Source organism: Paractinoplanes deccanensis, assembly GCF_016862115.1.
Lineage (GTDB): Bacteria > Actinomycetota > Actinomycetes > Mycobacteriales > Micromonosporaceae > Actinoplanes > Actinoplanes deccanensis.
Genome location: NZ_BOMI01000197.1, coordinates 13,984 through 32,036, shown reverse-complemented (window position 1 = coordinate 32,036; position 18,053 = coordinate 13,984). Strand labels below are relative to the sequence as shown.

General features: G+C 74.1%; 18 protein-coding genes. 4 read left to right on the top strand and 14 right to left on the bottom strand.

Annotation, left to right across the window (positions count from 1 at the left end; genetic code table 11):
- Positions 1–278, bottom strand: a 278-nt coding sequence (locus Ade02nite_RS50555) for a hypothetical protein (protein WP_203777864.1), incomplete at its 3' end; no start/stop codon positions are given.
- 844 nt (positions 279–1,122) lie between these two features.
- Between Ade02nite_RS50555 and Ade02nite_RS46580 the strand changes: the two genes are divergently transcribed.
- Positions 1,123–1,701, top strand: a complete 579-nt coding sequence (locus Ade02nite_RS46580) for a hypothetical protein (protein WP_203777863.1) — start codon at positions 1,123–1,125, stop codon at positions 1,699–1,701.
- A gap of 611 nt (positions 1,702–2,312) precedes the next feature.
- Here Ade02nite_RS46580 and Ade02nite_RS46575 read toward each other — a convergent pair.
- The 7 genes from Ade02nite_RS46575 to Ade02nite_RS46545 all read right to left on the bottom strand — a co-directional run bounded on the left by Ade02nite_RS46575 (position 2,313) and on the right by Ade02nite_RS46545 (position 8,892).
- The gene (locus Ade02nite_RS46575) at positions 2,313–3,962 is read right to left on the bottom strand and encodes a replication-associated recombination protein A (RefSeq protein ID WP_203777862.1); all 1,650 of its coding nucleotides are present in this window, start codon (positions 3,960–3,962) and stop codon (positions 2,313–2,315) included.
- A gap of 78 nt (positions 3,963–4,040) precedes the next feature.
- Positions 4,041–4,256: a hypothetical protein gene (locus tag Ade02nite_RS46570; protein WP_203777861.1), complete on the bottom strand. Its 216-nt coding sequence runs from the start codon at positions 4,254–4,256 to the stop codon at positions 4,041–4,043.
- A 64-nt stretch (positions 4,257–4,320) separates the two neighbouring features.
- The gene (locus Ade02nite_RS46565) at positions 4,321–5,010 is read right to left on the bottom strand and encodes a hypothetical protein (protein ID WP_239169567.1); all 690 of its coding nucleotides are present in this window, start codon (positions 5,008–5,010) and stop codon (positions 4,321–4,323) included.
- Positions 5,011–5,017: 7 nt separating this feature from the next.
- Positions 5,018–5,506, bottom strand: coding sequence for a GyrI-like domain-containing protein (locus tag Ade02nite_RS46560; protein WP_203777860.1), 489 nt, complete (start codon positions 5,504–5,506; stop codon positions 5,018–5,020).
- Between the two features lie 9 nt (positions 5,507–5,515).
- The gene (locus Ade02nite_RS46555) at positions 5,516–6,319 is read right to left on the bottom strand and encodes an SDR family oxidoreductase (RefSeq protein ID WP_203777859.1); all 804 of its coding nucleotides are present in this window, start codon (positions 6,317–6,319) and stop codon (positions 5,516–5,518) included.
- Positions 6,320–6,360: 41 nt separating this feature from the next.
- Entirely contained in the window at positions 6,361–8,163 is a 1,803-nt protein-coding gene (aspS, locus tag Ade02nite_RS46550; protein ID WP_203777858.1) for an aspartate--tRNA ligase, read from the bottom strand.
- Positions 8,164–8,232: 69 nt separating this feature from the next.
- On the bottom strand, positions 8,233–8,892 hold the full coding sequence (locus tag Ade02nite_RS46545; RefSeq protein WP_203777857.1) for a hypothetical protein: 660 nt from the start codon (positions 8,890–8,892) through the stop codon (positions 8,233–8,235).
- Between the two features lie 122 nt (positions 8,893–9,014).
- On the opposite strand from Ade02nite_RS46545, the gene Ade02nite_RS46540 reads away from it, so the two are divergent.
- Positions 9,015–10,016 (top strand): Lrp/AsnC family transcriptional regulator, encoded by a 1,002-nt coding sequence (locus Ade02nite_RS46540; protein WP_203777856.1) that lies wholly within the window; start codon positions 9,015–9,017, stop codon positions 10,014–10,016.
- Here Ade02nite_RS46540 and Ade02nite_RS46535 read toward each other — a convergent pair.
- Entirely contained in the window at positions 10,007–11,107 is a 1,101-nt protein-coding gene (locus Ade02nite_RS46535; RefSeq protein ID WP_203777855.1) for a sensor histidine kinase, read from the bottom strand. The genes Ade02nite_RS46540 and Ade02nite_RS46535 overlap by 10 nt on opposite strands.
- Before the next feature lie 70 nt (positions 11,108–11,177).
- On the bottom strand, positions 11,178–12,512 hold the full coding sequence (gene pdxR / locus Ade02nite_RS46530; protein ID WP_203777854.1) for a MocR-like pyridoxine biosynthesis transcription factor PdxR: 1,335 nt from the start codon (positions 12,510–12,512) through the stop codon (positions 11,178–11,180).
- Positions 12,513–12,559: 47 nt separating this feature from the next.
- Here pdxR and Ade02nite_RS46525 point away from each other — a divergent pair, with 47 nt between their 5' ends.
- A complete protein-coding gene (locus Ade02nite_RS46525) occupies positions 12,560–13,576 on the top strand; it encodes an aldo/keto reductase (RefSeq protein ID WP_203777853.1) in 1,017 nt (338 codons plus the stop codon).
- Here Ade02nite_RS46525 and Ade02nite_RS46520 read toward each other — a convergent pair.
- From Ade02nite_RS46520 to Ade02nite_RS46505, 4 genes are all read right to left on the bottom strand, one after another.
- Entirely contained in the window at positions 13,573–15,006 is a 1,434-nt protein-coding gene (locus tag Ade02nite_RS46520) for a DHA2 family efflux MFS transporter permease subunit (protein WP_203777852.1), read from the bottom strand. The genes Ade02nite_RS46525 and Ade02nite_RS46520 overlap by 4 nt on opposite strands.
- A gap of 89 nt (positions 15,007–15,095) precedes the next feature.
- On the bottom strand, positions 15,096–15,866 hold the full coding sequence (locus tag Ade02nite_RS46515; RefSeq protein ID WP_203777851.1) for a 2-phosphosulfolactate phosphatase: 771 nt from the start codon (positions 15,864–15,866) through the stop codon (positions 15,096–15,098).
- A gap of 4 nt (positions 15,867–15,870) precedes the next feature.
- A complete protein-coding gene (locus Ade02nite_RS46510) occupies positions 15,871–17,070 on the bottom strand; it encodes an alanine racemase (RefSeq protein WP_239169566.1) in 1,200 nt (399 codons plus the stop codon).
- A gap of 2 nt (positions 17,071–17,072) precedes the next feature.
- Entirely contained in the window at positions 17,073–17,474 is a 402-nt protein-coding gene (locus tag Ade02nite_RS46505) for a hemerythrin domain-containing protein (protein ID WP_203777850.1), read from the bottom strand.
- A gap of 96 nt (positions 17,475–17,570) precedes the next feature.
- Between Ade02nite_RS46505 and Ade02nite_RS46500 the strand changes: the two genes are divergently transcribed.
- Complete coding sequence (locus Ade02nite_RS46500) at positions 17,571–18,020, top strand: hypothetical protein (protein ID WP_239169565.1); 450 nt, start codon at positions 17,571–17,573, stop codon at positions 18,018–18,020.
- The last annotated feature ends 33 nt before the right edge of the window (positions 18,021–18,053 follow it).

Here is an 18,053-nt window from a genome sequence, read left to right as displayed (position 1 = left end):
AGGCACGCCGGGGCCGCCAGGACCACGCACGGCACCGGTCTGCCTCGGACCACCAGGACCGCCGACCGCGCCTCTCGGCCCAGGACCGCCAGGCCCACGCACAGCGCCGCTGTGCCCGGGACCGCCAGGCCCACGCACAGCGCCGCTCTGCCCGGGACCACCCGGGCCACGCACAGCGCCGCTCTGGTCAGGATCGCCGGGGGCGCCGGGTCCACCAGGACCGCGCATCGGGCCCTGACCCGGGCCGCCGACGCGGGCGCCACCGACAGCGGGGCCACCCGGGCGCGAGCCCATGCCGGGACCGCCGGGCGCCGGGGATCGTGGCGCGGTGGCGCCGAAGCCGCCCGTCTCGTCCGGCCCGGCTCCACGGCCACCCGGACGGCGGCCGCGCTCACCCTGCTCGGGGGCGCCGTGCCGCCCGGAGCGGCTGCCCGGCCCCTCATCGGGGACGCCGTGTCGCCCACTGGGCTGGTCGCCCGGATAGCCCGAGCCGCCGGGAGCACCCGAAACGGGCCGACCGGCACCCGCCGCGCCGAAGTCGCCCAGATCGGCGGCACGCCCCTCCGTGCCCCAGCCATGGGCCGGCTCACCGGACACGGGCCGCCCAGCACCGCCACCGAACCCGGACGCGGGCGCACCGGAGACCGGCCGCCCAGAACCACCGAAACCCGAAGCCGGATCACCGGACACAGGCCGCCCCGAACCACCACCGAAGCCGGAAGCCGGATCACCGGACACAGGCCGCCCAGCACCGCCACCAAAACCAGGATCACCGGGCACAGGCCGGCCAACACCGCCACCGAAACCAGGATCGCCGGGCGCAGGCCGGCCGGCACCGCCACCGAAACCCGGGGCCGGAACACCAGACACGGGCCGGCCGGCACCGCCGGTGAAGCCCGGAGCGCCCGACACGGGCCGGCCGCCGCCGGCATCGGGACCCGGGACCTGTGCGCGCCCCGGGCCGTCGGGGCGGAAGCGGTCACGCCCGCGGACGGGCGGCGAGGAGATGGGCCGCGAGGCCGGGGACACCGGCCGCACGGAGGGAAGCTCGGGAGCGTTGCCGGACTGCGGCACCGACGGCGAGCCCGCGGCGATCGGCCCGGACGGCATCCCGTCCACGCCGTGCCGTCCGGTGTCGCCCTCGACGTTGTGCCGCCCCGCCGGCGCGCGACCGCCCGCGGGGCCGAACGGTTGCTCCGGCCCGCCGTGTCCCGGCACGGACGCCGCTCCGCGACCCGCCGGCACACCCGCCCCGGGCATGCCCTGCCCCGGCATGGGCTGGCCGGGGACGGGCTGGCCAGGAATGGGCCGGCCCGGAATGGGCCGGCCCGGAAGCGGCTGCCCCGCCTGAGGCTGGCCGGAAACCGGCTGCCCCGGAATCTGCTGGCCCGGCGCCTGCTGACCGGGACCCTGCTGACCTGGACCCGGCTGGCCTGGAACCTGCTGCCCTGGAACCTGCTGACCGGGCGCACCCTGCCCCGCGGCACCCGGCATGCCACGGCCGGGACCGGGCTGCCCCGGCACAGCGCGCCCACGCCCAGGCTGCCCGGGCACGGGACGACCCGGCATCGCCCCGGGCATCGCTTGCCCAGCCACGCCCTGACCGGGACGGACCCGGCCGGAGGGAATCGCGCCCGACGGGTCCGGCCCGGCCGCCATCTGACCGCGCGGCGCCTGCCCCGGCGGCATCTGACCGGGTGAGACCGAGCCGGGCGGCGCCTGCCCCGGCGGCATCTGACCGGGTGAGACCGAGCCGGGCGGCACCTGTCCCGGCGGAAGCTGGCCCGGAGTGATCCGCCCGGGCGGGAACTGGCTGGGGATCTGCCCACTCGCCGCGCGCCCGGCGACCTGACCGGACGGGCCTTGACCCGGCCCACCGGCCGGTCGGGCGCCGGGCGGCATCTGACGGCCGCCCCCGGCGGGACCACCCTGCGGGCCCGGCCGCGCGATCGGCCCGGGGTCGTGGTGGGGGCCCTGCGGGATCGGGCCGGAGTCGGCGCTGTCCACCCCGGCCGCGTCGTCGGCGCCGAGGCCGGGCAGGGCGAAGTCGTCGTCGGGCTCGTCGTCGGGGCCGGGGGCGAGCCGCCCGGACTTGCTGTATCGGGTCTCGCCTGCGAGGGTGCCCGGGCCGATGGCGGAGCGCTGCGCCTTGGCGGTGCGCAGGTCGTCGAGCCAGCCGGTCTCTTCCTGTGGCACCACCTCGGGCGCCGCCGGCTCCGGGCGGCCTCGACCGAACCGGCGGCCCTTGCGCCCACCGGCCTGTTCGTTGCCCAGGTCGGGGTCGTCGTCGGGGCCTGCGGCACCGCGCGGTGTCACGGTCGTTCCTCTCCGGCGGCAGAGCCGCTGTCGTCTCCCCGGCCGTCCTCGCCCGGGGCTGAGCCTGTGTCGGTACCGTCCTCGGCGGCGGCGCCGGGCCGTTCCGTGGTGGTCGCCGACGAGCGTGCCTCAGAATCGTCCGCCGCACCACCCGCCGCGCGGCCGGTGCCCTCCTCCGAAGGGTCTCCGGCGGGAGAAACCGCAGGTGAGGCCGGTACGCCAGATTCCTCACGCGCCTCGGCAACGCGATCACCATGCGCAGCCGTCGAGCTACGGAAGGTGGCCGCCGCGGGGGCGGCCAGGCCCCGGACGATGCGGCGCAGCTTGGGCACCCGGTCGGCCAGGGCGCGCTCGGCCCCGTGGTCGGTGGGCCGGTAGTACTCGGCCTCCACGAGGTCGTCCGGCACGTACTGCTGGGTGACCACGCCGCGCTGGTCGTCGTGGGGATAGCGGTAGCCGCGGCCGTGCCCCAGTCCGCGCGCGCCCGGGTAGTGGGCGTCGCGCAGGTGGGCGGGGACCGGGCCGCCGCGGCCCGCCCGGACGTCGGCCATCGCGGCGCCGATGGCGGTGGTGACCGCGTTCGACTTCGGGGCGGTCGCCATGTGGACGACGGCCTGGGCGAGGTTGAGCTGACACTCCGGCAGGCCGATCGTCTGCACCGCCTGGGCGGCCGCGGTGGCGACCAGCAGCGCCTGCGGATCGGCCATGCCGACGTCCTCGCTGGCGAAGATGACGATGCGCCGGGCGATGAAGCGCGGGTCCTCGCCGGCCACCAGCATGCGGGCCAGCCAGTGCAGCGCCGCGTCGGGGTCGCTGCCGCGCATGCTCTTGATGAAGGCGCTGGTGATGTCGTAGTGGGCGTCGCCGTCCCGGTCGTAGCGGACGGCCGCCACGTCGACCGCCTTCTCGGCGGTCGGCAGGTCGACCTCGGCCAGGCCCTGGGCCATCGCGGACCCGGCCGCGGCCTCCAGGGCGGTGAGCGCCTTGCGGACGTCGCCTGACGCCAGGCGTACGAAATGGTCCTCGGCCTCGGCGCTCAGGGTAACCGCGCCGCCCAGCCCTCGCTTGTCGGTGACCGCGCGCCGCAGCAGGCCGCGGACGTCGTCGTCGTCGAGCGCCTGGAGCGTGAGCAGCACGCAGCGCGACAGCAGGGGCGAGATGACCGAGAAGTACGGATTTTCGGTCGTGGCGGCGAGGAGGGTGACCGTCCGGTCCTCGACCGCGGCGAGCAGCGAGTCCTGCTGGGTCTTGCTGAAGCGGTGCACCTCGTCGATGAACAGCACCGTGGGCGGGCCGCCGGAGCGGCGCTCGCGGCGGGCCGTGTCGATCACCGCGCGGACGTCCTTGACGCCGGCCGTGAGCGCCGACATGGCGACGAACTTGCGGTTGGTGGCGCCGGCGACCAGGTGGGCGATGGTGGTCTTGCCGGTGCCGGGCGGGCCCCAGAGGATCACCGACATCGGGCTGGCGCCGGTGACCAGCTGGCGCAGCGGGGCGCCGGGCGCGAGCAGATGACCCTGGCCGACCAGCTCGTCGAGGCTGGTGGGGCGCATCCGCACCGGGAGCGGCGAATCGTCGGCCGGTGGGGTGAGCGCGTCGCCGGGTGACGGTGGCGACCCGAGGGAGAAAAGCCCGTCCATTTCCATCGGCAACGACAGTACCGGCCCGTGGCGGCGCGCTCGAAACGCGCCGCCACGGGCCGGCCGTGGCCTCAGCGGGGGCGGTCAGCCGCGGCCGGGGCGACGGCCGTAGAAGCGGCGGCCGCTGCCGGTGCCGGCGCGCGGGCCGGAGCCGACCCCGGCGAGGTAGAGCGCGAGCAGCAGCAGACCGAGGGACGCCATCGTCGAGAAGTTGAACAGGTCGGGGGCGCCCAGGTTGGTGTCGAACAGGTCGAGGAGCAGCCAGATGCCGAACACGATGGCGGCGGCGATAGCAAGCATGTCTATTTCCTCCGGGGGTGAGAGCTCTGCACCGCAGATACCCAGGTGACGCGTCTCACCAAACTCACAGGACATTCACCGCGCGGGCGATGACCAGGGCCGCGGTGACCAGCGCGATCCCGGCTTCGAGGGCCATCGCCGCCTTCACCCACCGCGAGAGCGGCAGGGTGTCGGTCGGGCTGAACGCCGTCGCGTTGGTGAACGCCACATAGAAGTAGTCGAGGAAGCGCGGCTCCCAGTCCTTCGCGACCATGCCGGGCGCGGTCATCGCCGGAAAGAGCAGATCCGGGTACGGGTCGGAGCCGTGCGCCCGCCGCGCCGGCCCGCCCCGGTCGAGCTCCCAGAACCACACCGCGAAGGTCAACACGTTGATCATGTAGATGGCGCTGCCGGCACCGAGCAGGTCGGCCGCCGAGCCGGTCTCGCGGCCGGTGGCGATGGCGTGCACCAGCAGCCCGACGGAGGAGGCGGTGCCGAGGCTGGCCACGGCGATCAGGCCGAGGCCGAGCATCCGCAGGGCCGGGGTGTCCCGGTGGATCCGGCCCGGGTCGGCGGCGAAGAGGACGACGGCGATCGTCAGCTCGATCGCCGGCAGCAGCCAGCGCGGCCCGAGGGTCAGCCGCTCGGGCAGGGTCCACTGGAGTGCGATCATGACGGCGATCGCGGTCGTCGCGGGCCAGCGGTGCTCGCCCCGGGTCCGCCGCCGCCACGCCGGGCCGAGGGCGCCGGTCAGTCTCTCGATCTCGTCTGGCACGTGCTCATCATGCGGCCAGCTTGAAGAGCAGGACCGTCTCCCACTTGTGCATGTCCGGCTCCTTCGCCGGGTCGGTCATCATCATCTCGAGGCGGCAGCCCCAGACCTCGCCGGTCGGCGTGGGCTGCATGTCCCAGACGAGGCCGCGGTCCTGGGCCCAGCCGAGCAGGCGCGCGGTGACGCCCATCAGCTCGTCGGGGTGGCCGACGTGGGTGACCGTGGCGTAGCGGCCGGCCGGCAGCGTGTCGGTGAACATGGGCGGCACGGCCTCGACCGGCGCCGAGACCGGGATGCCGGCCTCGACGACCAGGTCGGCGGACATGTCGATGACCCGGTAGCGGAAGAACGGCGCGCCGGCGACCGGGACGCCGCGCTCGGCGAGGCGGGAGAGCATGCCGGGCAGGTGGTCGGCGACCCGGGCGAACTCGGTCATCGTGATGGTCTCGCGACGTCCCACGTACGGCTGTTCGCCCAGCTCAACGATCTTCGGCTCCATGCGTCCATCTCATACGAAGTCGGAGACCGGCCGCAAACGGGTGCGCAGGATCGACTGGGCCAGCGACGTGTCGAGCCGGACGTCGAGGGGCCGCGGGCCGAGACCCGCCTCGGTGCTGAGGCCGACCGGCACGGCGGCCTCGTCGAGCCCGTGCGAGCGGGCCACCAAGCGGCCGAAGCCGGCCCGGGAGATCGCCTCGGGGCCGGCCACGTTGATGATGCCGCTGAACCGCGAGTCGCCCAGTTCGAGGATCGCGGCGGCCAGGTCGGCCACGTGCACCGGGCAGCGGATCTCGTCGGAGAAGAGCACACCCCGCTTGCGGCCGTTGATGAGGTCGAGCGCGAACGTCACGTGCTTGCTCGCGTCGGTGCCGGCGATCAGCGACGTCCGCACGATCACCGCGGCCGGCGAGATGGCGGCCGTGGCGGTCTCGGCGGCCGCCTTCGCCGCGCCGTAGAGCGAGACCGGGGTGGGTGCGTCGGCCTCCGTGTACGGGGTGGGACGCCCGGCGTGCAGCGCGTCGGTGGAAACGTGCACGATGCGGGCGCCGATCGCGGCCGCCTCGGCCACCACGTTGGCGGCGCCGTCGGCGGTGACGCGCCAGTCGTCGATGTGACCCGTGCAGTTGACGACCAGGCGCGGCAGCACCGCGGTGACGAGCGCGTGCACCGACTTGCGGTCGGTGATGTCGACCGGCACCAGCCCGCCGGTCGCGGTGGTGGCCGTGCCCACCACCGCGTGACCGGCGGCCCTGGCCTGCCGCACGACCTCACTGCCGAGATATCCCGAGGCTCCGACGATCAATGTGCTCATAGGACGGAACTACCCCAGTTCTTCTCGGCGGGCAAGGGAGGTCAGTTCGAGCGCTCCACGGGGGCCGCCTGGCCGTCGGTGCCCGGGGCGCCCGCGGTGGGCTTGGGCTTGGCGTCGATGCCCGCCTCGAGCCGCTGCTGCGCGGTGATCGGCGTGGGCGCGGTGGTCAGCGGGTCGTAGCCGCCGCGCGTCTTGGGGAACGCGATGACCTCGCGGATCGAGTCGTTGCCGGACAGCAGCATGCAGGTGCGGTCCCAGCCGAGCGCGATGCCGGCGTGCGGCGGCGGGCCGTACTTGAACGCCTCGAGCAGGAAGCCGAACTTGTCCTGCGCCTCCTCGGGCGTGATGCCGAGCAGGTCGAAGACCCGGCTCTGCACGTCGGCCCGGTGGATACGGACGCTGCCGCCGCCGATCTCGTTGCCGTTCACGACGATGTCGTACGCGTAGGCCAGCGCCTGGTCGGGCGCCTCCTCGAAGCGGTCGATCCACTCGTCGTTCGGCGACGTGAAGGGGTGGTGGACCGCGGTCCAGCCGCCCTCGTCAGTCTTTTCGAACATGGGGGCGTCGACGACCCAGCAGAACGCCCAGGCCGACTCGTCGATCAGGTTGGCCCGCTTGGCGATCTCGATGCGGGCCGCGCCGAGCAGCTCCTGCGCCTCGCGGCGCTCGTTGGCGGCCGCGAAGAAGATCGCGTCGCCGGGCTTGGCGCCGACCGCGTCGGCCAGCCCGCCCAGGTGCTCGGCCGACAGGTTCTTGGCGACCGGGCCGCGGGCCTCGCCCGTCTCGGCGTCGAGCACCACGTAGGCCAGGCCGCGGGCACCGCGCGCCTTGGCCCAGTCCTGCCAGCCGTCCAGCTCCTTGCGCGTCTGCGAGGCACCGCCCGGCATGACGACCGCGCCGACGTAGCCGCCGGCGGCGATCGCGCCCGCGAAGACGCGGAACTCCGTGCCCTCCAGGTAGGAGGTGAGCTCGACCAGCTCGACGCCGTACCGCAGGTCGGGCTTGTCGGAGCCGTAGCGGTTCATCGCGTCGGTCCAGGTGATGCGCGGGATCGGCAGCGGCACCTGGTAGTCGGCCAGCTCGCCCCAGAGGCGGGAGACGATCTGTTCCCCGAGCTCGATGACGTCCTCCTGGGTGACGAAGGACATCTCGATGTCGAGCTGGGTGAACTCGGGCTGCCGGTCGGCGCGGAAGTCCTCGTCGCGGTAGCAGCGCGCGATCTGGTAGTAGCGCTCCATGCCGGCGACCATCAGCAGCTGCTTGAACAGCTGCGGCGACTGGGGCAACGCGTACCACGTGCCGGGCTGGAGGCGGACCGGGACCAGGAAGTCGCGGGCGCCCTCGGGGGTCGACCGGGTCAGGGTCGGCGTCTCGATCTCGTTGAAGTCGCGGGCGTGCAGCACCTCGCGGGCGATCTGGTTGGCCCGGCTGCGCAGCCGCAGCGCCTTGGCCGGGCCGGAGCGGCGCAGGTCGAGGTAGCGGTACTTGAGACGCAGGTCGTCGGACGCGGTGATCGCGTCGTCGACGGGCAGCGGCAGCGGCGCGGCCTCGGACAGGACGGTCAGCTGCGAGGCGACCACCTCGACGGCGCCGGTGGGCAGCTCGGGGTTCTCGTTGCCCTCGGGGCGCGCGGCGACCTCGCCGACCACGAGCACGCAGAACTCGTTGCGCAGCGCGTGCGCGTCCTCCTCGCGGAACACCACCTGGACCACGCCGGAGGCGTCGCGCAGGTCGACGAAGATGACACCGCCGTGGTCGCGCCGGCGGGCGACCCACCCGGCGAGCGTCACCGAAGTGCCGGCGTCGCTTGCGCGAAGTTTGCCGGCTTCATGGGTACGGATCACGGAAATGTCTCCTCACAAGCTGTCCTGGGCCACCCGCCATTCTGTCAGGCACGCCCGGACCGACCGTCGTCAGCCCGTGACTTTCCAGGACGTGGCCCGCATGCCCGCCGTACCCGTCGTGCCCACCTCGGTGATCTCGACGAGCGCCATCTTGGCGGGCTCGCCGGCGGTCAGCACGCACAGGACGGTGCCCTTGCGGACCGCCACGGTGGCGCCCGGGCCCAGCGGGGCGGTGCGGATGGCCCGCCGGCAGCCGGCCGCGTCGGTGTCCGAGCTCTGCACCTGGGCGCCCGCGCTCGCGCCCGGCCCGAGCGTCAGGTTGGGCACGCTCGCGCCGCAGCGGCTGTCGTACCGCAGGTCGCTCACCTTCTCCTCGGCGTTGGACCGCGGCTCGTCGAGGTCGAGGAAGAGCACGGCGGAGCAGCCCACCTGCACCCGCAACGGCTCCTGGGCGTACGTCACGTCGTAGCCCTCCGCCGTGGGGGCCGGCACCACCGGCGGGCGCTCCGCGGCCGCGCGCGCCGCCTGCGAGGTGCGCCAGGCGACGAAGACGGCGACCGCGGCGACGTTCAGCGCGAAGAGCGCGATCCCGGCGACCAGGATGAGCGTCCAGTTGCGGCGCTTGCGGGGCTTCTTCTCGCCGAGCTTCTCGGTCGGCCCGTCCGGAAAGCCCGGGTGCGGCTCGCGCGGCTTCGCGGGGTTGGTGTTCGTGGTGCGGAAGACAGACATCAGGCGGCTCCAGCCGGACGGGGCAAACCGGGTGATTCCGACCCTAGGCGTGATGATCGCCTCGTCCCATCCCCCGCCGAGGGGACTCACTCCACGGCGCTTGCCCGCCATAGAATCGCCTGGTGGCGACCGAGTCCCGCGTGCCGGATCACATCGACCGGCAGATCCTCCACGCGCTGCACCTCTCGCCGCGCGCCCCCTTCGCCCGCATCGCCGCGGTGATCGGCGTGTCCGAGCAGACCGTCGCGCGGCGATACCAGCGCATGCGCGGCAGCGGCATCGTCCGCGTGCTCGCGCGGCCGGACCCGTCCCACATGCCCGGCGCCACGTATTGGACCCTGCGCATCGGCTGCCGCCCGGGAACGGCGCCCGCGCTCGCCGACGCCCTCGCCCGGCGCGGCGACACCGCCTGGATCAGCATCGGCGCGGGCGGCGCCGAGATCACCTGCTCGGCGGTCGTCACCGAGAACCACGCCGGCCTGCTGCACCACCTGCCGCGCGCCTCCAACGTGCTCACCTTCAGCGCGCACCAGATCCTGCACCGCTTCGCCGGCCGCGGCGAGGTCGACTGGGTCGCCACCGGCCACGAGCTCGACACCGATCAGCAGGCCGCCCTGTTGGAGGGCCACACCGAGCCGCCGCGCTCGGACGCGCTCATCGAGGCGGCCGACCAGCCGCTGCTCGACGCGCTGGCCCGCGACGGCCGGGCGAGCTGGGCGTCGCTCGCCGAGGCGACCGGCTGGACCCAGCGCCAGGCCGCCCAGCGGGTCGCCGCGCTCACCGGCAGCCGCGCCCTCTACTTCGACCTCGACGTCGCCGACACCGCGATCGGCATCCAGGCCTCGGCGAACCTGTGGTTCACGATCGCGCCGGCACATCTGGCCGAGGTCGGCGCCCGGCTGGCCGACCACCCGCAGCTCTCCTTCGCGGCCGCCGTCACCGGCTCGGCCAACCTGATGGCCGCCGCCCGCTGCCGCGACGCCGCGGCCCTCTACCGCTACCTGACCACCGAGGTCGCCGCGATCGAGGGCATCCAGAACGTCGAGACCGTTCCCCAGCTCACCCGGGTCAAGCAGGCCCACTTCCTGATCGAGAACGGGATGGTCCGCGACCCCTACCCCTGAGCGGCCGGGATCGTCACCACCATGGCGACGCCGGGATCACGGGCCTCGGCGACCACGTGGCCGTCGTGCGCCTCGGTGAGGCTGCGCACGATCCACAGGCCGAGCCCGATGCCGTCGGGGCCGCCGACCGCGAACCGCCCGAACAGGCGCGGGCGCAGCGCCTCGGGGATGCCGACCCCGTGGTCGCGGACCTCCAGCCGGTCGACGTCACCCGCGCGGGCGAAGCTGACCACCACCGGCGGGCGGCCGTAGCGCACGGCGTTGCCGACCAGGTTGATGATGATCTGCTCGAACCGCTCCGGGTCGACGAAGACCTCCAGATCCTCGTCGACCTCGACCTCGATGTCCTTGCCGCTGGTGTACGACACGGCGTCGCGGACGAGGCGCGCGGCCGGCGTGCGCCGCCGGTCCAGCCGCAGGTGGCCCGAGCTGTCGATGCGCTGCACGTCGAGCAGGCCGTCGGCGAGGCGCCGGATCCGGTCGGTCTGCCGCAGCGCGGCGTCGGCCGTCCGCCTGCCGTCCGCGTCGGCGTCCTCGGCCAGCATCTCGAGGGCGAACTGCACGGTGGCCAGCGGCGACCGCACGTCGTGCGCGAGCGTGCTCATCATCGCCGACTGCCAGCTCTCGATGCGGGCCAGCCGTTCCCGGTCGTCGCGCAGGTGCCGGGCCTGCGCCTCGACCAGCAGCGCGATGGCCACGGCGACCGGCAGCAGGACGAGGGCGCTGCTGAGCACCTCCGGCGGCCGGTGGGTGAGCACCAGCGGCAGCAGGTACGCCACGCCGGCCGGCACCACGTACGCCAGCAGGATCCAGCGCGGGAAGTGCAGCGCCGCCCACGTGTAGAGCAGCACCAGGAACGGCCCGGTGCCGGCCGCTACCCCGCCGAACGACCAGGTGGACAGGCCCAGCACGGCGAACCCGGCGAGGCCGAGCAGGGCGGGCGCCGCGGGCCGCAGCCGCTCCCAGCGCACGAGGAAGCCGAGGGCCGCCAGCGCGAGGTCGAGCACGGCGACCAGCAGCAGCCGGGAGGGATCGCCACCGTGCGCGGCGATGCCGACCAGGGCGAGGACGCCGGCCAGGAGAAAGAGCACCGCCGACTGCCGGGCCGCCGCGCGCGGCCCGGTTCCCAGCAGGCGAAAAGGTGCTTTTGAGTCGATATCGTCAGACTAACGCGATCACCGCGTCCGCCACGGCGGCGTCGCTGATGTTGCCGTAGCCCAACACCAGCCCGGGCGGCCCCGGCGCGACCCGGTAATCGGCGAGCGTCATCACCTCGACACCGGCGGCCCGGGCGTCCGCCGCCACCGCGGCCTCGTCCAGCCCCGGCCACGAGCAGACCACGTGCAGCCCCGCGGCGACGCCCTGCGTGGTCGCCGTGGGCAGGTGAGCCGCCAGCGCGGCGACGAGCGCGTCCCGGCGGGCCCGGTAACGCTGCCGGGCCCGGTGCAGATGCCGGTCGTAGCGCCCGCTCGCCACGAACCCGGCGAACGCCACCTGGTCGATCGCGGGTGGCCCGGCGCCGGCCGCCATCGCCGCGCGCCAGCGGGACGGCGCCACCGCCCAGCCGATCCCGATCGCCGGCGCGAGCGTCTTGTGGGCGGACCCGGCCAGCACGACGCGCTCGGGATCGAGTCGCTGGAGGCAGCCGACCGGCTTGCGGTCGTAGCGGAACTCGCTGTCGTACTCGTCCTCGACGATCACGCCGTCCACCGCGCGCGCCCAGTCGATCAGGGCGGCCCGGCGGCCGGGCGCGAGCACCACGCCGGTGGGGAACTGATGAGCGGGCGAGAGCAGCACCGCGCGTACCCCCGGAGGAAGATCGGCCACCCGCAGGCCGCAGGCGTCCACCGGAACCGGCCGGGGCCGCAGGCCCGCGGCCGACGCGACCTCGCGCAGCGCTCCCCAGCCCGGATCCTCGACGGCGATCTCGCGATGTCCCTCGGCCGCCAGCGCGCGGCAGAGCCGCCCGGCCGCGTCCCGGATGCCGCCACAGACGATCACCGACTCGGCGGTGGCGACCGCGCCCCGGGCCCGCTTCAGATAGTCGGCCAGCACCCCGCGCAGGCCGGGATCGCCGCCCGGGGGCGCGAAGCCGAGATCGGCCTCCGCGGCGGCACCGGCCAGCGCGTCCGCCCACTGCCGGCGCGGGAAGAAGCGCAGGTCCGGCAGGCCGGGCGCCAGGTCGAGGCGTGGACGGGACCGGTGCCGCGCGGCGGGCGCGACGGGGCCGGGCGCCCAACGCACGCGCGTGGCGGAGCCCGTACGGCCGATCAGATAGCCCTCGGTCGCGAGCTGCGCGTAGGCCTGCGTGACCACCCACCGGGAACACCCCAGCGCCGTCGCCAGCGCGCGGCTCGGCGGCAGCGCGGCGCCCGCACCGATGCGGCCGGACCGGATCGCCTCCCGCAGCGCGCCGGTGAGCGCGACGTGCCGTGGGCCCTCGCGGGGCAGGTCGAGCAGGGTCTCCCAGGCGAGATTGGTACGGGAATCGGCCATCGAAATGGATCGTACGGAGAGCCGGGTCCGCACGTAGGGTCGGGCACATGCGCTATCGATTTCTGGGCCGCACGTCGCTGGCCGTCAGCGAGCTCTGCCTCGGCGCGATGACCTTCGGGCGGGAGACCACCGAGGAGCTCAGCCTGCGGATGCTCGACCGGTTCGCCGAGGCCGGCGGCACGTTCCTCGACACCTCGGACGCCTACTCCGACGGGCGCTCGGAGGAGATCGTCGGCCGCTGGCTCAAGGGGCAGGACCGGGCCGACTGGGTGATCTCCACCAAGGTGCGCTGGGGCCCCGGCGGCAACCGGGAGGGGCTCGGCCGCAAGCACGTCATGGACGCCGTCGACGGCAGCCTGCGCCGGCTCGGCACCGACCACATCGACCTCTACCACGTGCACGGCTGGGACCCGGCCGCGCCGATCGACGAGACGGTGCGCACCCTCGACCTGCTGGTGGCCAGCGGCAAGGTGCGCTACCTGGCGGTGAGCAACTGGGCCGCCTGGCAGATCCAGAAGGCGCTCGGCGTCGCCGACAAGCGCGGCTGGGAGCCGTTCGCGGCCGTGCAGCCCCGCTACAACCTGCTCGACCGCGAGTTCGAGTGGGAGCTCGGCCCGCAGGCCGCCGCCGAGGGCCTCGGCGTGCTGCCGTGGAGCCCGCTGCGCGGCGGCTGGCTGACCGGCCGCTACACCCGCGGCGGCGCGTCCTCGGTGCGCGAGGGCAGCCGCCTCGCGCAGGCCGAGACGCAGAACTGGGGCGAGCGCTGGGCCAACTACGACAACGACCGCACCTGGCAGATCCTCGACGAGCTCGCCGCGGTGGCCGAGGCGGCCGGCCGCACGCAGGCCCAGGTGGCCCTCAACTGGCTTCTCCAGCGCCCCACGGTCACCGCGCCCATCATCGGCGCCCGCGACCTGGAGCAGCTGGAGGCCAACCTCGGCGCCACCGACTGGGACCTCGAGCCGGAGCTCGCCGGCCGCCTCACCGCGGTCACCGGCACCGATCCCCTGCCCTACCCGTACGACGTGCTGGCCGGCAGCGCCCACAGCGCCACGCGCGGCTAGCCGGCGGCGACGGGCTCGGGCTGCTGGGCCCGCGCGCGCTGGACCGGGCGCACCAGAAGGAAGACCGCCAGCGCGCCCAGCAGCCCGACGCCCGCCGAGAGCCAGAAGCCCGCGTCGAGGCCCGCGGCCGCGGCCGCGTGCGAGCCGCCGTGGCCCGAGGCGAGCGCGTGCGCGGCCGCCGAGTCACCCAGCGTGGAGGTGGCCCGGGAGAGGAAGACCGCGCCCACCGCGGCGACGCCGATCGCGTAGCCGAGCTGCCGGGCCGTGTTCAGGGCGCCGGCCGCCATGCCGCCCCGGTGTGCCGGGACCGCGGCCATGCCCGACTCGGCGAGGTTCGGCATCACCAGGCCCACGCCGAGGCCGACGAGGGCGTACCCGGGCAGCAGCGCCGGCCAGCTGGAGCTCGCGTGCACCAGCAGCGCGCCCAGGGCACCGCCGGCCGCGATCAGGAGCATGCCCACGCCGATCAGCACGCGCGGCGAGCGGCCGTGCAGCCGCGCGCCGGCCACACCCGAGACCACCAGCGAGAGCAGGCCCATCGGCAGGGCGGTCAGGCCGGTCTGCAGCGGCGTCAGGCCGACCAGCGACTGGAGCCAGATCGAGGTGTACGTGAGGATCGCGAAACCGGCGAAGTTGACCAGCAGCGCGGCGATGAGGATGCCGGTGAACGAGCGGTTGCGCAGCAGCCGCAGGTCGAACATCGCGTGCGGGCTGCGCAGCTCGATCGCCACGAAGCCGGCGAAGGCCACCACGGCCAGCGCGGACAGCCACCAGGACCAGCCGTGCTCGTTCGCCCGGATCACCGTCAGCGTGAGCGCGGTCGCGCCCACCGTGAAGGCCACGGTGCCCGCGAAGTCGAAGCGCCCGGGCTTGGGGGCGCCGTCCGGCCGCAGCACGTACGTGCACAGCAGCAGCGCCGCCACGCTGATCGGCAGGTTCACCAGGAAGATCCAGCGCCAGCTCAGCGCGTCGGTGAGCAGGCCGCCGAGCACCGGGCCGATCGCGGCGGCCGCGCCCGAGACCCCACCCCAGATGCCGTACGCGACGCCGCGCTCGCGCCCCTGATAGGCGCTGTTGAGCAGGGCGAACGTCGTGGTGAACATGGCCGCGGCGGCGGCGCCCTGCACGACCCGGGCGGTGATGAGCATGGTGTCGCCGGTGGCCAGCCCGCAGGCCAGCGAGGAGAGCGCGAACAGCGCCAGCCCGGCCGCGTAGAGCCGGCGGTGCCCGATCCGGTCGGCCAGCGCGCCGGCACCGAGGAGCAGGACGGCGAGGGAGAGCGCATACCCGTCGACGACCCACTGGAGGCTGCCGAACGAGGCGTGCAGGTCCGCGGCCATCGGCGGCAGCGCCACGTTCACGATGGTCACGTCGATGAGCAGCATGAAGGTACCGAGACAGACGGTCACCAGCGGCCACCACTTACGCATGGGGTTTCCTTTCGTCGCCCCCACGGTGACCGAGCGCGAGCGTCAAACCCCAACCAGATGAGGCCGTACGTGTTTTTCCGCCACCGGCGTCACGTTTCGCTCTCGGAACCGCCGTCGACGAACCATCCGCTGCGCAAAACCGGCACGACCTCGCTCGCTCCCACGGCCGCCGCGACCGTCACGTCGCCCTCGAACCCGTTGTTGCGCAGCTCGCGCCCGCTCACCGACTCGGCCAGCTCGTCCGTCACCCGGTCCGCCACCCCCCGGTACGCCGCCACGGCCGTCGCCGCCTCCGGCGAGAAGCCCTCCGGCGCGAGCCCGTCGAGGAAGGCGCCCGCGCCCCACAGGTCCTCGATCGCCGGGCGCAGCGACCCGTCCGGCCACCGCTCCCCCGCCGCGATCACCGCGACCGGCCGGTCGCCGCAGCGCCGCCGCACCCAGCCGGCCGCCGCGGCCGCGTTGCGCAGCGAGACACCCACCACTGTCGCGCCCGCGTCGGCCAGCCGCGCCGAGATGGCCGACCCGTTCGGCGAGGGCAGCACCAGCCGGTCGATCCGCGCCGCCTTCAGGTCGGTGCGCAGGATGCTCTCCGGCGACAGCGTGATCTGGCCCGGCCCGGCCTGCGAGCGCAGCACCGCCAGCGCCGCCCCGTGCCGCCGGGCCACCGCCACCGCCGAGTCGTCGCGCCACCGGTACGGCAGCACGCGGATGCCCTGCTCCACCGCCACGGTCAGCGTCGTCGTGAAGGACAGCACGTCGACCACGGCCACGAACGCCACCTCGGGCGCCACCGCGTCGGCGCCCACCGGCCCCCAGTCGAACCGGACCCGATAGCCGCCCTGCCCGTCCGATGTCTTCATCCGCCTAAAAATAGGTCTCCAGCACGTCCACCACGCGACGATCCTCGTCGATGACCGGGATGTGTCGCCATTTGTCGAAAGCCGTGCAGGGATGCGAAATCCCGAAGCGGATCAGGTCGCCGGGGCGCAGCCCTCGGTCCCCTGTGGACAGGTAGGTGTGGTGGTCGTTGAGCTTGGTGACCTCGATGCCGGTCGTGGGCGCCGACGAGCCGTCCGCGCGGCGGATCTCCATCGGCACGGGCAGCCCCTCGTCGAACGGCGCGTCCCGCTTGCCCATGCCCACCAGCGCCAGCCCCGGCTCGGGCGCCGAGGAGACCTGCGCCCAGATCTCCAGCGCGGCCGCCAGCGGGCCCTCGGCGGGCACCCGCAAAAACGGGGTGCGCTCGCGGTAGAAGCCGTCGTCGTGAGTCACCGAGGCGCCGCTGCGCAGGATCAGCCGCGCCCGCTTGATCGGGGCCAGCCGGTCGATCACCCGGTCGAACCAGGCGCTGCCGCCCGCCGACACGATCGGCTCGTCCGGCAGCAGCCCCGCCGACTCCAGCCGGGCCGCGCCCGCCACGAACAGGTCGAGGAAGTCGTCCACCTCCGGCTCGGTCCTGAGCTGACCCTCGTACGCGGTGACGCCGGCCAGCTCCACACCGTCGGCGGCCACGGCGGCGCGCGCCACCGAGGCGAGCTCGTCGAGCGTGCGCACCCCCGTACGGCCGTGGGAATGCCCGAACTCGGCCAGGACCCGCAGCCGTCCCCCACCGGAGGCGGCCCTGGCCGCCGCCTCCACCCCCGCGAGCGAGTCGACCTGGAACCAGATGTCGCGCTCACCGGCGATCCAGCGCAGCGCGACCGGGTCGAGCACCTGGTTGGCGATGAGGATCCGCCGCACCCCGAGCCGGCGCAGCACGAGCGCCTGGTTGGCCGTGGCGACGGTCAGGCCCCAGGCCCCCGCCTCGAGCTGAGCGGCGAGCAGGCCGGGCGCCATCGTGGTCTTCGCGTGCGGGGCGAAATCCCAGCCGTGCCGCCGGCAGTAGGCCGCCATCGTGGCGATGTTCGCCTCGGCTGCGGCACGGCGCAACACCAGCACCGGCCAGGTGAGCAGCCCGTCGAACAGGCCCGGCCGCTCCCGGGCCAGATCGGCGGCGGTGCGCTCACCCTCCGGCAGCCACCAGCCCTTGCTGCGCCAGTCGACAGTGATCTCAGGAACGTCCACCGCTACTCCCCCGCTTTCATCGCCTCGGTCAACTCCGGATCCGGATCGAGCTTGTTCAGGAGGGCGACAAGGCGCTTCTCCTCCCCGATGAAGTGCGTCTCCAGAATCGCGGCGAGCCCGTCCCGCTCCTCGGCGGTCATGTCAGGCTTCAGCATCTCGGCGATGATCTCGTGATCGCGCGCGAGGCTGTCGAGGAACTCACGCAACTCCGGATGCCGCGCCGCGAGGACCGGGAAGACGGTGGCGTCCTCGGCGGTGTGATGGCGCGTGAGGGCCGCGCAGAAGGTGGCGTCGATGCCCGCGTCCATCAGGTCGAGCAGATGGTGGTGGCAGGCGATGAGCTGATTGCCGTACGCACGCAGTCTTTCGATTTCCACGGTGATTCCATGGTCCGGCGCCTCCATGCCCGCGGCGGCCTGTTTGCCGGGTGCACTGCGACGCTCGTGGCAGCGTAACGGATTTTGTCGTACCCCTGTGGTCTGCTTGCCGCCATGGGCGTCATGACCGACTATTTCCGAGCACACTCCGTCCCCGCGATCCAAGCGGAGTTGACGCTGCACGAGGGCGACCAACCGGCCACCGTCGGCGACTGGGTCGCGGCCAAGAGCGTCGAGCCGACCGTCGTGCTCGGCCAGCTGATCGCCTTCGCCCGCGACGAGCCATGGACCCCGGCAACCGTGAACGACCGCCTCGTCTGGCCCGAGGGCGGTGAGCAGGACACCACCCACGAGGGCCCGTGGATCACCGTCCTCGATGACGCCACCCGAGACACGCTCGCCACCATTCCCGACGACCGCGTGCCGGCCCTGGCCGCGCGATGGGCCACCATCGAGGAGGTTCCGCCGGCCGCCGACGCGGCGTACCTCGCCGAGCTCATGGCCGAGCTGATCGCCCTGGCCCGCCGGGCGCGAGAGTCGGGTGATTCGCTGCTCTGCTGGATGTCCCTCTGAGCGACTCGTCATTGTCACCCTCAAGCCCTCCCC

Coding starts and splice junctions, on each gene's coding strand:
- Ade02nite_RS46575 (WP_203777862.1), bottom strand. CDS start 3,962: ATGGAAATGGACGGGCTTTTCTCCCTCGGGTCGCCACCGTCACCCGGC.
- Ade02nite_RS46570 (WP_203777861.1), bottom strand. CDS start 4,256: ATGCTTGCTATCGCCGCCGCCATCGTGTTCGGCATCTGGCTGCTCCTC.
- Ade02nite_RS46560 (WP_203777860.1), bottom strand. CDS start 5,506: ATGGAGCCGAAGATCGTTGAGCTGGGCGAACAGCCGTACGTGGGACGT.
- Ade02nite_RS46555 (WP_203777859.1), bottom strand. CDS start 6,319: ATGAGCACATTGATCGTCGGAGCCTCGGGATATCTCGGCAGTGAGGTC.
- Ade02nite_RS46545 (WP_203777857.1), bottom strand. CDS start 8,892: ATGTCTGTCTTCCGCACCACGAACACCAACCCCGCGAAGCCGCGCGAG.
- pdxR (WP_203777854.1), bottom strand. CDS start 12,512: ATGGCCGATTCCCGTACCAATCTCGCCTGGGAGACCCTGCTCGACCTG.
- Ade02nite_RS46525 (WP_203777853.1), top strand. CDS start 12,560: ATGCGCTATCGATTTCTGGGCCGCACGTCGCTGGCCGTCAGCGAGCTC.
- Ade02nite_RS46520 (WP_203777852.1), bottom strand. CDS start 15,006: ATGCGTAAGTGGTGGCCGCTGGTGACCGTCTGTCTCGGTACCTTCATG.
- Ade02nite_RS46515 (WP_203777851.1), bottom strand. CDS start 15,866: ATGAAGACATCGGACGGGCAGGGCGGCTATCGGGTCCGGTTCGACTGG.
- Ade02nite_RS46505 (WP_203777850.1), bottom strand. CDS start 17,474: ATGGAGGCGCCGGACCATGGAATCACCGTGGAAATCGAAAGACTGCGT.
- Ade02nite_RS46500 (WP_239169565.1), top strand. CDS start 17,571: ATGACCGACTATTTCCGAGCACACTCCGTCCCCGCGATCCAAGCGGAG.